The following is a 14,381-nucleotide window of genomic DNA, read 5'->3' on the forward strand; positions in this document are numbered from 1 at the left end:
AAAGCGATGACGGGCAGTTTCAGCGCCGGGCGAGCCGCGTCGCCAGCTTCTCGACCATCTCCACCAGCATGCCTCGGTCGCCGCTGCTCACTCTGGATAGCAGGCGGGTGAGATGGTGGGCCTGGTCACTGGCGCGATTGCTGGCTTCCGTCAGGAAATCTGCCATTTCGCACTGAAAGATGTCCGCCAGCTCGGCAAGTCGGCCGATCGTCGGCATCACGACGCCCCGCTCCATGCGGGATACCGCCTCATTGCCAATCCCCAGCTGTTCCGCCACCTGTTCCTGCGTCAATTCGGCGGCGATGCGCTGCCTGGCAATCGCTCGCCCCACCACGCCAGCCAGCTGGCCCATGTCCGTTTTGTGCATGCCATCTCCAAATCGACCTGAATGGTTGGGCATCGCCTTTTCGACATGAAGTGCTTTAAGAGTTGAATTTCAACCTTTTAAGTCGTTAACATTCTCGATGGTTTGTCGGTAGGGGACCATCGGCTTCCCTTGGTCAATTCCTAAGAACGAAGAAAATCACAATGGATTCAAATACTTGCAAAGAAATGGAGCGTCGCAACGGTGCGAACCGCGTTGCGCCAAACTCGAGCTCGAAGAGCACTGCCCTGAAAGCAGGCATCTTCAGTGCTGCCCTCCTGATGTTGGGTGGGTGTGGCGGTGGTGGTGACGGCTCGACAGCTTCGAATGGCAATCCCCCCTCGCCCCCTCAGCAACCGCCCGCGGGCGGCATCACCGGCAAGGCTATTGACGGCTATCTAGTCAACGCCAAAGTCTGCTTCGACGATGGCCAGGGCGGCTGTGATACCTCACTGCCGATGACAACGACCGATGGAAGTGGTGGCTACACGCTCAATGCACCGGGTGACGTGATTGGCAAGCAGATCAATGTCATCGTCACACCAGAAACCACCGATCTCTCGAATCCTGGTGTGCCGTTCAGTTCCACGTTCACGCTTTCGGCTGTTGTGTCGGGCAAAACCCAGAACATCACGCCCCTCACGACAATGGTGGTCTCGCAGGTGAAGGCCGGGCGTACGGCAGAACAGGCGTTGCAGGCTGTGCAAAACCTTACTGGTTCGGCTTCCATCGATCCTGCTGCCGACTTCATCGCGTCAGGCAGCAAGGACACAGCAGCAGTTGCAGCCAGCATGGTTAGCCGACTGACTGCCTTGGGAGGCCAAGGGCCGATTTCATGGGCGCAAGTCCAGGCCACGATGAATGCCTACGCAGCCAAGGGGAATATCGACGGAGTGCAGCAGGCCGATGTCAACGCCCAGCTCGCCCGTTCTTCGCTCAGTGCCGAGGCTGACGCGACCGCCGTCCTGGCCAGCCCCCTTTACACGGTGGATGGCGATCTGATGCAGTCCATTATCGGCATCACGCCCGATGGCACGCTCTCGCCCGTGCGCGAAGCGTTCGCCCTCGCCGGATCCACCCTTTCCGTCGTTCAGGAGGTACAGCGCAACGGGGCCTGGTCACCTGCTTCGCCGGTTGGCAGCTATGACGGCTGGTTTAGCGGTTCGTGGATTTCACAGAACGGAGGCGCCGGCGCCTACGAAATGAAGGCGGACGGCTCCTGGACCAACTGGCTGCCGGCTGCACAGATGCATCCGTCTTACGCACTGTCGTCGGTAGGTTCGAAGCTGGTTGGTACGGACCCCAACACAAATGACCAAGTGACAGTGTCGTACCGGACGATTGATGTGGGCGGTAGCCCGCTGTCCAGCAGCCTGCATATCGACTACCGGAACCCCGTACGGTCTGCCATGGTCGGTACGTTCGCTAGCGGCACCACCGCCTATCTTGCCACGATGGCATACGGCAACGATCGACTGATGCTGGTTAATCAAGGCATCGGCCTGCCTTGGATCAATGGCCAAACAGTCAACGTTCCAACTATGGTCAATGGCTCGGCGCAATACTCGCTGGGCGATCCTGCGCAAACCTATACCTCGATAGAGGATGCAATCGGCACCCAGACAGATATCGGAGGGGGCTGCGTGTTGTTGAACATTAAGTCCAACGGTGTGGCAGAAGTCGACAGGAGCAACAAGGAGGGCTGCAACTACGCCAACAATCCGCTGAACTTCCCGGTGGTGGGTAGCTGGTCAATCTATCCGCGGAATCCGCAGGTAATGACGATTAACCTTCCCAAGGCGGTGAGCGCAGCTAACGTGCCTATCAATGATCGCGTCAAGAATCCCGTACTTTCGGGAGGAGCGCTACTAGTCGGCCTGATCAATGGCAAGCTCCTGACTGGATATCTGCAGCCGGCCAGTCAGCCGACCACAGTGATGCAGTTCCGTGCAGATCTGACAGATGTCGTGGCTGCATCGATGCGCGAAGCGGCCATTCATATCGGCCAGCGACAGAATCCGTGATCACGATTTACCAGCGCGTCGTCTTGCGCTGGCTCGAGGGCCCTCAGGCCCTCTTTGTAAATCACCCCTCCGTCGTCGGGTGCGATACACCAAAAAACTGCCGATGGCCATAAGCAGGGCCGTTGATATCCACAACTCACAGAAACCATTTCAGAAATTTACAGAGCGCCGTCTGGATCGAGGCACTCTACTCTTTTTCCAGGATAACTTTCGTGCGTACCTATATTATCGCTATTGTTCTCGCTCTCTCAGCATCCAGCGCCCTTGCCGTCAACACTTGCGACACGATGTCCACCAAGGCTCAACGGGAGAACTGCTGGTCCAACCAGATCGGAGCCTCTCAGGAAGAGGCAGACGATTACAATTTCGCTGTCCAGGAATCCAAGAAGGTTCCTGCTACGGTGAAACGCAACGTGGAATTGAAGCGTCAGGCCATCTCGAAGGATGCTGAAAGGCAGTGCCGGAAGGACGAACTCGGCTATCCGGAAAACAAGTGTTACATCGACGTAATCCAGGGTTTCAAGGATTACACCTACAAGGAAACGTCGAAGTACGGCGTGCCCGATATGCGATTGAATTGAAGCAGCAGGCTAACATTCCTGACAACCGGCTCCCCTCCAGGAGAAAGATCATGAAAAAGTTCATCGCAACCCTCATCCTCGCAGTCGTTGGCACCCAAGCCTACGCCTATGTCGACATTTGCAACATGAAGCGTTCGCAGGCCGAGCAGCAGCAATGCTATCAATACGGCGCCAGCGGCGGCATGACCCGTATGAGGGAGAACAACAAGCGCGTCTTAAATTCTGCGCGGGTGTCTGATAGCGAAAAGAAGGCTATCCAGGATAACCAAAAGAAGTGGGAGGCAGCGGTTGACCGTAAGTGCAACGATAACGTTTGCTTCTACCACGCAGTGGCCTCACGCAACGATGAAATCCAGGAGTTCATGCGGAGCCGGGGCATCCAGCCGATGTAAGCCCGCGCGGCATAAACGAGGGGAGTGGGCGTAATGCTCACTTCCCTCTATGTCGCCTGTTTTTTTATTTTGTCCCTGGCCCGATAAAATAAAGGGCGGCCCCTAGACCTACAGATAGGAGCCCTCATACTGGCATTCGCGCACCTCATGCCGGAGTGCCTAGCTCACGTGCGAGCTTTGGCAACCACGGCCGCACCCGATGAATAAGGCCGCACGTAATGCCTTGATTAGAAAGAGAGGGAGAAAAAACGGATATGCATGTTCAGCACAGAGGACGCTGGTGGTCGGCGCCCACAACGCTCCTCGTGCGCGGACGCCCTCCTGCCCCTTTGCGTTGCCTGCGGATAATTACAGTTTGAAACAGGCGACATTTCGGATAGGGCACGACCTGGACAATCTGGCTGATTTTGGAGAAGTACTGCATCGCATTGCGTAACTTCTCCCGTTTAGCACCGTCCCAATGGTCGATCCGCCCGAGCGCCCAGTTATCACCGTAGCTCGACTTTTTTCGGTTGCAGTTTTCGAAATACCCCCGACCTTGAGTAATAACATCCCTCCAGTAGCACCCGATTGCCTGCGCATAATACTCATGCTTCTCGACAAACTCACCGTCAAAAAACAGCATGACATGCATGTGATAACCGGCGCCACGCGTGTATTCGATACGCCAAATATAGCCAACCAGATGTTTGAACAATGAAGGCTTGCCCTTCATGTTCGCGAAGAATCGCTTCCGGTCCTTCTGCACCTCCTCCAATGCAATACGGCCTTCGATGGTTCCCGGTGCGTAGATATCAGACCCAGCCATATAATCAGCCAAATCGCACTCCTTCTGCTCCACAACCTCTGCGCACAACTCCTCTACCTCCTTATCGGTGAAGATGGCCTTGTGATAGTTGAAATCCAGACGGATCACCATCAAGCGCGCATAGTCACGGAATAGTTCAGCCTCGAATTTGACGAGGCGATCGCTTCCTTCCTCGAACTTACCATTCCAATCTGAAATTCTCTTCTTCAACTTCGTTACCAGAGCCTCACGCCGCATCGTCGTCACGAAGTCATTAAACAGATCGGAATCCGACCCATCCGGATCGAATTTGTTGAGCAACAGTGCACAATCCTTAATCGGATGCTCGCGATACTGCTCAAAGAAGAAGGCGATCAAGGGCGAAAACGTGTAGCCACTCGAATAGAGACGACTGTAGGTGTGCAGACGCTCGATGTGCTCCCCCAATGGGGAAACCTTTCTCACAGGAGAACCGTTTTCTCTCGTGGACTCCAAGTAAAACAACAGATCCTTGTAAACCACCATGTTCATAAATTTCATGAGATCAACGATCCCATCCATGAAATATGGCAAGATGTAATTTACGTCTTGCGATCTAATTACGTGCAAGTTGATTTCAGCATTCATCACTACATCCTTCGATGATCCAGGATCCACTCAATCAGCCATAGGCATTGAGTGGAGATATATTCTTTAGCAATAGATACTTATCTAGTATCTATCTTACTAATAACCAGAACCACATCATGCAGAAAACCGCCACGCCTTACGGACGCGCGGACATCTCGATCCCAATCAGCCACGGGCATTGGCGTAGCTTTAGCAATATGCTTGGTTATTCCGACAGATGGCTGGCGTACAAGAAGCACGGATGCACTGCAAGTGCACCCGTGCGGGGCCGATCACCAATCCAAAGGCGAGTAAGCGAGATCGAACAGGATCCACGGTTTATTGAGATGCCGGATGACGCTGACTCGGCGCTGCTCGCAAAGGACAGCCAACGCACGGTTGAAGTGTGACGACGTCAGGCCCAGGTTAAGTGCAGCAGTACGCAAATCGGCCGGGGAACACCCGAATATCCCCCTCATCAAGCAGGGGCCAATAATTTCTTGCGCGATTTTGTCGGCACTTACCTCCGCTTGCGTGAGCTTCGGTGGCTCGTAGAATATCTGAGCGAACGACTCGACGTACCAATTCCCAAGGCTTTCTGCGCGTTCGAGCGTATCCAATGAGATTTCACCGTCCAACCCATGTTCGAAGACGTGGAGCACGCCGGCTAGGCGCAGCGTGCGCTCCGCGTGGCGCACGATGTATTCGGAGAACGGGAACCACCGGGAATTGGGTGTGCATTTCTTCCGGGCCTCTCCATCAATTTCGATAAGACATTGATACGCCTCAGTGGTGAGACTCAACGTCGGACGCCGCCGATTTCCTCGCTCGAGGTGCTCGACAAGTACACCAACGCATTCATGAACCCTCTCTTCATAGGCCTGCGCCACTTCCTCCGACAGCCGGACATCATGAAGCGCACTCGCGCTACAACGCCCGGTGGAGTGCATGAGGTAAAAGCGGTTGACCATGCCAACACCGCCCTTGCGCCCACCGAGTAGCGGCTTGGTTTCGTCGAATCTGTCGGGCTGCTCCATCAAGAGCATGCAAAAGCGTTGCTCCTTAAGCGCGATGCGACCAGTGGACACACGAGCACTACGCAGCGGGGTTCCATCCAGCAGTTTGACCAACGTCGCCGAATCCTTCAGCAGCTTTTGGGTAACGCCACCCTCATCAGTAAAAAGTCCTGCGACCGGGCAGTCGTCGAGGCTTTGCACAATTGCTGGACGCGTCGGGTCCTCCTGCAACAGACCGCAGTGCCAGCCCTCCGGGTCGGCTGCGATCAGGTGCTCAAGGTGTTTCTCGATCGGCCGCATGAACCAGTTGTAAACCACCGTCTTTCCGCTGCCCGAAGGCGATACAACGATCGCATTAGCGCCAATCGAGCTCGCCTGCCCGTTGGGCCATGAGATGTCCGCTAGCCCTTGGGTAAGCAATGACATGGCGGCTATCGCTACGCTTCCCACGATTTCAGGAGCAACAGCTCCGCTGGCAGTGAGATCACGTACTAACGAGCCGGACAGGCCCGGGAAGCTGCCAATGGGATATGAGGAGCGACTCGGCACAAGGGGACTCATCCGGGCACGGCCCTTTGGTCGCACAAGCGAGTACGTCGGTGTGCGATCTGACATCGGTTCGGGATAGAACATCGTTTCCTCCGATTTAGGCGGCAACGCGCGAGTTGGCGCGCGCGGTGATCCAGGCATCCACCTCGAATTCGAGCCAGCCGACGGTGCGTGCCGTCAGCTTGATCTTGCGCGGAAAGGTGGGGTCCCCTGCCATGAGCACGTACAGCGTCGCACGCGACAACCGCGTGCGCTCAATCAGTTGCTTCATGCGCAGGATGCGCGGTGCCTTGTCGACTGTGGGCGCAATCGGGGGCGCCTCAAACGAGGCCCTATTGCATAGGAAACTCGGCTGCCGCGTGGCGGCATAGGCTTGCGTGGTCATGGAGTCTTTCTCACAAGTTAGGGCCGGGAATCTGTCCCGGCCGTGGGGTCCGGCGGGATGCCGTGTGTGAGAAATCTTCCGGGCGGAAGTATGCTTCCGAGCAAGCCTTATTTGTCGATTTCCGTCCAGCCTTGTCTGGCAACGCCTGCCAGCGCCAATCGGAAGTTCAGTCGGAAGATGCTCGGAACCATTTAGGGCAGTCGAGCAGAAAGCCCGGTCCCAGATAGAAGGGTGTCTCGGCTCATCCCCGCTTGTTGAAGAACGCTCGAGCCAAGGACGGAGGGCTCGGCTCCATGGCCTTTGCCTCCCTGATCAGCGCACGAATCCGGCTCGTGCTAACGCCCAACTCTGTTGCGAGTTGCTCTGTAGGATTCCTTACCCCTTCAGCCACAAGTTTTGCGCGGCGTTGCGGAAGCAGCTCGCGATCGCTCTGACTGAGCTTTGCTTTCCCTACTGTAGTTGAGGACTTGATTTCGCTCCCGAGGCTCTTTCTCGCGTCCTCGTCGTACGCCAGACCATGCTGCTCCAAATACGCAATGGCATCCTTGCGAGTCAGATGCGCTCCGATCTCCACGGCCTCAAGAGGAACGTGATTAGCGTCGACCGGAACGAGCCGCCCAGCCCGGCACTCCTTTCGTATCGCCGCGATATGCCGATCCATGATCTGGTCGTGTTTGATTTTGCGGCCGAGAATCGTCTCTTTTGTCACAAGGACTGGCACCCACATGGGGCGGTTCGGCAGCTTTGCATAGGCCTCCGTGAATGAAGCGATATCTTCTTCCGACATCGGATACTTTAGGGGAGGCAGCTTCGGCAATACCTTGGCAAGCTCCTGCCGATCAGCTTCATCCAGGTCGTGAGGTACGTCTGTGCCAGCGTATGGACTCGGAACGCCGGCAGGGTAGCTCTTAGCCTCGACACAGTCAATGCCCTTCGGATTCTTGTTGATCGGTTGAAGAGCTTCGGCGATTAGGCGGCAGAATTTCCAATAGTGGATCAGAGGGCCGGATGGCAGTTTGACGGGGGCTGACACCTATAAACTCTCAGGAAAAAGGCAAAGCTGCAATTTGAACCGAATCGCTGAACGAGCGCATCGACAGGAAAACCGTATACGGGCTGAAGAACCAGTTCATTCGCCGATAATGGTACGGCTGTCCGAACCAGCCGCCACTGTCAGTATCATGCGGCTTCGCCGCCAAGTTTGATTACGTCGGCACCAGCCTTCAGCTTGTCCAAATAATCGGCCCACTTCTGCATCATCGCCCGCCGCTCCTTGATGAACTTCGTGCGGTTGTAGGCTTTGCCGAGCGTATCGGGCACGGCATGGGCAAGCTGGTGCTCGATCACCTCGGGCTTCTGCTCCAGCTCTTCATGAAGAATGGTGCGCGCCATCGCCCTAAAGCCATGGCCGGTAATCTCGGTGCGAGTGTCGTAGCCCAAGCGACGCAGGGCTGCATTGATTGCGGCGTCGCTCATCGGGCGCTGAGCCGAGCGCGCTCCCGGAAAGACGTAACGACCGTTGCCGGTGAGTGCGTGAAGCTCCCGCAGAATCTGAACGGCTTGCGATGCGAGCGGAACCAGATGCTCGGTCTTGGTCTTCGTGACAAGGTATCGCCACTCACCCTTGTCGAGATCGAACTGAGCCCATTCGGCCTTGCGCAACTCGCCAGGCCGGGTGAACAACATGGGCGCAAGCTTTAGCGCACACAGAACAGGGAAAGTGCCGGAAAACCCGTCGAATGCCCGAAGCATGGCGCCGACCTTCGCTGGCTCGGTGATCGAAGCGAAGTGCGTCGTCTGCGCCGGTGGGATGGCATTGACCAAATCACGAGCCGGGTCAAACTTACAATAGCCCTCCTTGATTCCATAGCGGAATGCGCGACTGATCTCACCGCGGACCTTGTGAGCCGTGAAACGAGCACCACGGCTGTCGATCCGTTTAAGGACAGTCAGCACTTCAGGGGCATCGATTTCCGCTACCGGTCGCTTGCCGATCCAAGGGAAAACGTCCTTCTCGAAGCGAGCCTTGGTCTTCGCCATAGATCCAGCCGTAACATACGGCTTGAGCTCGTCCATCCAGCCAAGCGCAACTGCCTCGAAGGAATTGGTCGCCGCCAGACGTACCGCCCGCTTATCGGCTTTCTTAGCTTCGCCTGGATCAATGTCGGCCGCGAGCTTCTTCCGCGCGTCATCGCGCTTCTCACGCGCTGCCGCCAACGAAACATCCGGATAGACGCCCAGCGCGAGCCGCTTTTCCTTGCCGGCGAAGCGGTACTTAAGGCGCCAGTACTTCCCGCCCGAGGGCGCGATCTCCAGATACATGCCGCCCCCGTCAGCAAGGCGGTACGGCTTTTCACGAGGCGTCGCTTTGCGGACGGCGATGTCGGTCAATGGCATGGGGCACCTTACAACCCGAGGGGGCACTTTTCTCGGGGGCACTTACCAAAGGACTAGATTCCCCCAGAGGTGCCCCCACATGCCCCCGGATTCAGACGGGCAGCGCTGGACAACGCTGGAATAAAAAAACCCGTGAAGCCTTATGCTATCACGGGTTTCAAGACTTCCAAGGATGTCCTTGGATAGGTGTTTGGTGCCGGCTGCAGGACTCGAACCCGCCACCTGATGATTACAAATCAACTGCTCTACCTGATGAGCTAAGCCGGCATGTTTGGTGCAGACCGCGATTCTACTGCATGCGGTGTGTCTTGGCGATGGCTTATTTGACCACCTTCAGGGAAGGCTTCTTGCCGCCGATGCGTGGTACGGGCGGCGGGTTCGGGTCGTCGTCCGAGCCCTCTGCGCCCTCTTCCGCCGTGACCGGTGCTGGCGTGTCGGCATCTACCGGTGCCAGCTTCGGGGGCGGGTTGTTTTCGCGCTCCGTGGCGGCCTGGGTTTCGGGGACGCTGCGTTCCACCGGGAATGCCATGCCCTGCCCGTTTTCACGTGCGTAGATCGCCAGCACGTTTTCCACGGGCACGTCGATCTTGCGCGAGACGCCACCAAAGCGAGCGCTGAAGGTAATCCACTCGTTGCCCATGTCCAGGCCGCTGGTCGCGTCGAAGCTCACGTTCAGCACGATTTCGTTGTTTTTCACGAACTCGCGCGGCACGTTGGTGTTGCCGTCGACAAAGACTGCGATATACGGCGTGAAGCCGTTATCGGTACACCATTCGTAAATGGCGCGGATCAGGTAGGGCTTGGTGGAAGTTTCTGGCATTACGCTTGTGCGGTGGCGTCGGGTCCGTCTTAGCGACGCATGACCTTTTCAGACGGGGTCAGTGCCTCGATGTAGGCCGGGCGGCTGAAGATGCGTTCCGCGTACTTCAGCAGCGGTGCGGCGTTCTTCGACAGTTCGATGCCGTAATGGTCCAGGCGCCACAGCAGCGGGGCGATGGCCACGTCCAGCATCGAGAACTCTTCGCCCAGCATGTACTTGTTCTTGACGAAGATCGGCGCGAGTTGCGTCAGGCGGTCGCGGATGGCGGCGCGGGCACGCTCGTGGTTCTTCTCGGCAGCCTTGCCCTTTTCGTTCTCCAGCACGTAGACGTGGGTGAACAGTTCCTTTTCGAAGTTGAACAGGAACAGGCGGGCGCGGGCGCGCTGCACCGGGTCGGCCGGCATCAGCTGCGGGTGCGGGAAGCGCTCGTCGATGTATTCGTTGATGATGTTCGATTCGTACAGGATCAGGTCGCGTTCGACGAGGATCGGCACCTGGCCGTACGGGTTCATCACCGAAATGTCTTCCGGCTTGTTGAACAGGTCAACGTCGCGAATCTCGAAGTCCATGCCCTTTTCGAACAGGACAAGGCGGCAACGTTGGGAAAACGGGCAAGTGGTACCCGAATACAACACCATCATGGTTGAATTCCTTGGGTGTGAAGTGCGCCAAATCTATGGAAATTTGACGAACTTGGCGGTGCTAGGTCTGGACAGGGCAAACATTCTGTCAGAACGGCCCATTGAAAAGCAAATTAGTTACAAATAGCCAGCCGGGCCGATGAGCGTCCTTTGTGGCACTTTCTCCCCGGAGAGCGCAAAATAAAAGGGCCGGCGCGGTGCTGCACTGCTGCAACTTCCGCGCCGGCCCTTCGGGCGGCGAGTCCTGCGTTGTTACATATTCGGTTACAACTACGGGGCCCCGCGCGGCCACGGCCTTACTTCACGTCCTTCCAGAACGCGGCGTTCAGGCGCCATGCGAACACGGTGAACACGCCCAGGAACAGCAGCACCCAGACGCCCAGGCGCTTGCGGTGGCTCTGAGCCGGCTCGGCCATCCAGTTCAGGTAGTTCACCAGATCGGCCACGGCCTGGTCGTACTCCTGCGTGCTCATCTTGCCCGGCGTGATCTGCTCCCAGCCGGCCAGCTTGTGCACCTTTTCACCGTGCTCTTCCGCTTCGACGTACTTCGGCGCGCGCTGGCCCTGCAGTTCCCACAGCACGTGGGGCATGCCCACGCTCGGGAAGACCAGGTTGTTCCAGCCCGTGGCGCGCGCGTCGTCGCGGTAGAAGGTACGCAGGTAGGTGTAGAGCCAGTCGTTGCCGCGGGCGCGGGCGATAACCGACAGGTCCGGCGGAATGGCGCCAAAGAAGGCCTTGGCATCCTTCGGCGGCATGGCGATCGTCATCGTTTCGCCAACCTTGTCGGCCGAGAACAGCAGGTTCTGACGGATCTGGTCGTCCGTCAGGTCCAGGTCCTTGAGCCGGTTGTAGCGCATCATCGACGCGCCGTGGCAGTTCAGGCAGTAGTTGACGAACAGCTTGGCGCCACGCTGCAGCGACGAGACGTCGCTAGTGTCCAGCGGAGCCGGTTCCAGCGGATAACCGCCTTCTGAGGCCATCGCGGGCAGCGCGGCAAGGCATGCGCCGACCAGTGCGAAGATCGAAAGCAACTTTTTCATCTTGTGTCCTTGTCCTCTTGTAGGGTCGCGCAGCGTCTTAGTGCGGATGGAACGTGACGCGCTCCGGCACCGGCTTGAACGTGCCGGCACGGCTCCACAGCGGCATGGTCAGGAAGAAGGCAAAGTACAGCAGCGTACCGAGCTGCGACACCTTCTCACCCACCGGCGACGGCGGTTGCACGCCCAGATAACCCAGGACCAGGAACACCACCACGAAGACGACCAGGATCGACTTGTGGAAAGCGGGACGATAGCGGATGGACTTGACCGGCGAGCAGTCCAGCCACGGCATGAAGAACAGCACGATGACCGAGCCGCCCATCACCAGCACGCCCCAGAACTTGGCGTCGATGAACTTGAAGCCTGCGGCCAGGATGACCAGGATGACCACCGAACCGATCTTGATACGCACATCCTTGCTGCGCAGGAACACCATGCCCAGCACGAACGCAAAGAACAGCCACAGGATCGGCAGGAAGTTCGACGTCGTAGCCCGCAGCATCGAGTAGAACGGCGTGAAGTACCACACCGGCGCGATGTGCGGCGGCGTCTTCAGCGGGTCAGCCGGGAAGAAGTTGTTGGCTTCCAGGAAATAGCCGCCCACTTCCGGGAAGAAGAAGATCACGGCCGAGAAGATGATCAGGAAGCCGGCCACGCCCAGCAGGTCGTGCACGGAGTAGTACGGGTGGAACGGGATGCCGTCCAGCGGCACGCCGTTCGCGTCCTTCTTCGCCTTGATTTCCACGCCGTCCGGGTTGTTCGAACCCACTTCGTGCAGCGCGATGATGTGCGCCACCACCAGGCCCAGCAGCACCAGCGGCACCGCAATGACGTGGAACGAGAAGAAGCGGTTCAGCGTGGCATCGCTCACCACATAGTCACCGCGGATGAACAGCGACAGGTCCTGGCCGATCACGGGAATTGCCGAGAACAGGTTCACGATCACCTGCGCGCCCCAGTACGACATCTGGCCCCAGGGCAGCAGGTAGCCCATGAACGCTTCGGCCATCAGGCACAGGAAGATCAGGCAGCCGAAGATCCAGACCAGTTCGCGCGGCTTGCGGTACGAGCCGTACAGCAGCCCGCGGAACATGTGCAGGTACACCACGACAAAGAATGCCGAGGCGCCGGTGGAATGCATGTAGCGCACCAGCCAGCCCCACGGTACCTCGCGCATGATGAATTCCACGCTGGCGAACGCCACGGGAATGCCGGCGGCGTTCAGCGTGCCGTCCGGCTTGTAGTTCATCACCAGGAAGATACCGGTGACGATCTGGATCACCAGCACCAGCAGCGCCAGCGATCCGAAGAAGTACCAGAAGTTGAAGTTCTTCGGTGCGTAGTACTTGGAGAGGTGGTCTTCCCAGAGCTGGGTCGCAGGGAAACGGGCGTCGATCCAGCCCAGCAGCCCGGTAGTCTTGACTTCTTTTTCGGCCGCCATGATCACGCTTCTCCTTTCTCGTCCTTGCCGATCACGATCTTGGTGTCGGACAGGAACTGGTACGGGGGTACGTCAAGATTCTGCGGTGCAGGCTTGTTCTTGAACACGCGGCCGGCAAGATCGAAGGTGGAACCGTGGCACGGGCACAGGAAGCCAGGGTCTGCGCCAAGCTGCGGGTTGGAACCCGAGGCGAACGGACCGGAGGGAGAGCAGCCAAGATGCGAGCAGATGCCGACCACGACCAGCAGGTCCTTGTGTTCGGCGCGCGAGCGGGTCTCGTTCTTGCAATAGTCCGGCGTCTTCATCGTGAAGGGAACGTCGGAATCGGGATCCGCCACCTCTGCATCGGTCTTCTTGAGCGAGGCAAGCATTTCAGGGGTACGGCGCAGAATCCAGACCGGTTTGCCCCGCCATTCAACCGTCATCATCTCGCCGGGTTTCAGGCCGCCAACGTCGGCTTCAACAGGCGCGCCGGCGGCCTTGGCCTTTTCCGACGGTGCAAAGGTGCTGACAAACGGTACTGCTACTGCAACGCCTCCTACGCCGCCCGCGACGGATGTCGCGATCAACCAATTGCGGCGACCTTTGTCTACGTTCTTCACGTCTTGCTGGTCACTCATTCCAAACCCCAGGGGATGTCATCAATTGAATCCTGCGTCAACAAAAAATTATACCTGAGGCACATCTGGCGACGATAGGCGAACTACTGATAGCCGTGGCGCCGATAATCGGTCATGGGAACGGATGTGGGATCGCTGCGGAAAGCGTTCTGATGCGGCATCCAGACTTGCACTCGAGGTTGCGATGATGCAGGCTTTGTCAAACACAAACGTTAATCTGGAACAACAAATTGGAGAAAAACCGATGGGAATGATGAGCGAGTTCCGAACTTTTGCGATGCGTGGCAACGTGATCGACCTGGCCGTGGGTGTGATCATCGGCGCTGCGTTCGGGAAGATCGTCGATTCTGTCGTCAACGACCTGATCATGCCGCTGGTGGGCCGCGTGGTGGGCAAACTCGATTTTTCCAACATGTTTGTCGTGCTGGCCGAGCCGCCCCCGGGCGTGCCGCACACGCTCGATGCCTTGAAGAAGGCCGGCGTGCCCGTGTTCGCCTACGGCAATTTCCTGACCATCGTGGTCAACTTTGTCATCCTCGCATTCATCATCTTCATGATGGTCCGCGCGTTCAACAACATGCGGGAGAAGGAGCAGGAAGCCCCGAAGCCGGCCGAAACACCCGAGGACATCAAGCTGCTGCGCGAAATCCGCGACAGCCTGAAGGCCCCGGGCGCCTGATGGTGCCTGACCTGGATTGCTGACGTTTCCGGACCC

15 protein-coding genes and 1 tRNA gene are annotated in these 14,381 nt (G+C 57.9%); 4 read left to right on the forward strand and 12 right to left on the reverse strand.

What is annotated here, in order from left to right:
* Positions 1-19: 19 nt before the first annotated feature.
* Positions 20-367, reverse strand: coding sequence for a helix-turn-helix domain-containing protein (locus A9J21_RS01255; RefSeq protein WP_066731105.1), 348 nt, complete (start codon positions 365-367; stop codon positions 20-22).
* A gap of 161 nt (positions 368-528) precedes the next feature.
* Between A9J21_RS01255 and A9J21_RS01260 the strand changes: the two genes are divergently transcribed.
* The 3 genes from A9J21_RS01260 (at position 529) to A9J21_RS01270 (ending at position 3,361) form a co-directional block, all read left to right on the forward strand.
* Positions 529-2,388: a hypothetical protein gene (locus A9J21_RS01260; protein ID WP_404851335.1), complete on the forward strand. Its 1,860-nt coding sequence runs from the start codon at positions 529-531 to the stop codon at positions 2,386-2,388.
* Between the two features lie 212 nt (positions 2,389-2,600).
* On the forward strand, positions 2,601-2,969 hold the full coding sequence (locus A9J21_RS01265) for a hypothetical protein (protein ID WP_156545589.1): 369 nt from the start codon (positions 2,601-2,603) through the stop codon (positions 2,967-2,969).
* 50 nt (positions 2,970-3,019) lie between these two features.
* On the forward strand, positions 3,020-3,361 hold the full coding sequence (locus tag A9J21_RS01270; RefSeq protein WP_066731110.1) for a hypothetical protein: 342 nt from the start codon (positions 3,020-3,022) through the stop codon (positions 3,359-3,361).
* Positions 3,362-3,623: 262 nt separating this feature from the next.
* On the opposite strand, the gene A9J21_RS01275 is transcribed toward A9J21_RS01270, so the two are convergent.
* The 11 genes from A9J21_RS01275 to petA form a co-directional block, all read right to left on the reverse strand.
* Positions 3,624-4,775, reverse strand: a complete 1,152-nt coding sequence (locus A9J21_RS01275; RefSeq protein WP_066731112.1) for an inovirus-type Gp2 protein — start codon at positions 4,773-4,775, stop codon at positions 3,624-3,626.
* 275 nt (positions 4,776-5,050) lie between these two features.
* Complete coding sequence (locus tag A9J21_RS01280; RefSeq protein WP_082926167.1) at positions 5,051-6,463, reverse strand: DUF3987 domain-containing protein; 1,413 nt, start codon at positions 6,461-6,463, stop codon at positions 5,051-5,053.
* The gene (locus tag A9J21_RS32165) at positions 6,420-6,593 is read right to left on the reverse strand and encodes an AlpA family transcriptional regulator (protein ID WP_231906772.1); all 174 of its coding nucleotides are present in this window, start codon (positions 6,591-6,593) and stop codon (positions 6,420-6,422) included. Before A9J21_RS32165 ends, A9J21_RS01280 begins: the two co-directional genes overlap by 44 nt.
* A 355-nt stretch (positions 6,594-6,948) precedes the next feature.
* Positions 6,949-7,740, reverse strand: coding sequence for a hypothetical protein (locus A9J21_RS01290; protein ID WP_156545591.1), 792 nt, complete (start codon positions 7,738-7,740; stop codon positions 6,949-6,951).
* Positions 7,741-7,886: 146 nt separating this feature from the next.
* Positions 7,887-9,104, reverse strand: a complete 1,218-nt coding sequence (locus tag A9J21_RS01295; protein ID WP_066731120.1) for an integrase arm-type DNA-binding domain-containing protein — start codon at positions 9,102-9,104, stop codon at positions 7,887-7,889.
* 191 nt (positions 9,105-9,295) lie between these two features.
* A tRNA-Thr gene (locus tag A9J21_RS01300) sits at positions 9,296-9,371 on the reverse strand.
* A 52-nt stretch (positions 9,372-9,423) separates the two neighbouring features.
* The gene (locus A9J21_RS01305; protein WP_066731122.1) at positions 9,424-9,924 is read right to left on the reverse strand and encodes a ClpXP protease specificity-enhancing factor; all 501 of its coding nucleotides are present in this window, start codon (positions 9,922-9,924) and stop codon (positions 9,424-9,426) included.
* A 29-nt stretch (positions 9,925-9,953) separates the two neighbouring features.
* Positions 9,954-10,565, reverse strand: coding sequence for a glutathione S-transferase N-terminal domain-containing protein (locus A9J21_RS01310; RefSeq protein WP_008643086.1), 612 nt, complete (start codon positions 10,563-10,565; stop codon positions 9,954-9,956).
* A gap of 296 nt (positions 10,566-10,861) precedes the next feature.
* Complete coding sequence (locus tag A9J21_RS01315) at positions 10,862-11,605, reverse strand: cytochrome c1 (RefSeq protein WP_066731124.1); 744 nt, start codon at positions 11,603-11,605, stop codon at positions 10,862-10,864.
* A 37-nt stretch (positions 11,606-11,642) separates the two neighbouring features.
* On the reverse strand, positions 11,643-13,046 hold the full coding sequence (locus A9J21_RS01320) for a cytochrome bc complex cytochrome b subunit (RefSeq protein WP_066731126.1): 1,404 nt from the start codon (positions 13,044-13,046) through the stop codon (positions 11,643-11,645).
* A 2-nt stretch (positions 13,047-13,048) separates the two neighbouring features.
* Positions 13,049-13,666: a ubiquinol-cytochrome c reductase iron-sulfur subunit gene (petA, locus tag A9J21_RS01325; RefSeq protein WP_066731128.1), complete on the reverse strand. Its 618-nt coding sequence runs from the start codon at positions 13,664-13,666 to the stop codon at positions 13,049-13,051.
* A gap of 244 nt (positions 13,667-13,910) precedes the next feature.
* Here petA and mscL point away from each other — a divergent pair, with 244 nt between their 5' ends.
* Positions 13,911-14,345, forward strand: coding sequence for a large conductance mechanosensitive channel protein MscL (mscL, locus tag A9J21_RS01330; protein WP_066731130.1), 435 nt, complete (start codon positions 13,911-13,913; stop codon positions 14,343-14,345).
* Positions 14,346-14,381: the final 36 nt, after the last annotated feature.

It is taken from the genome of Cupriavidus sp. D384, assembly GCF_001652915.1.
Classification (GTDB): Bacteria; Pseudomonadota; Gammaproteobacteria; order Burkholderiales; family Burkholderiaceae; genus Cupriavidus.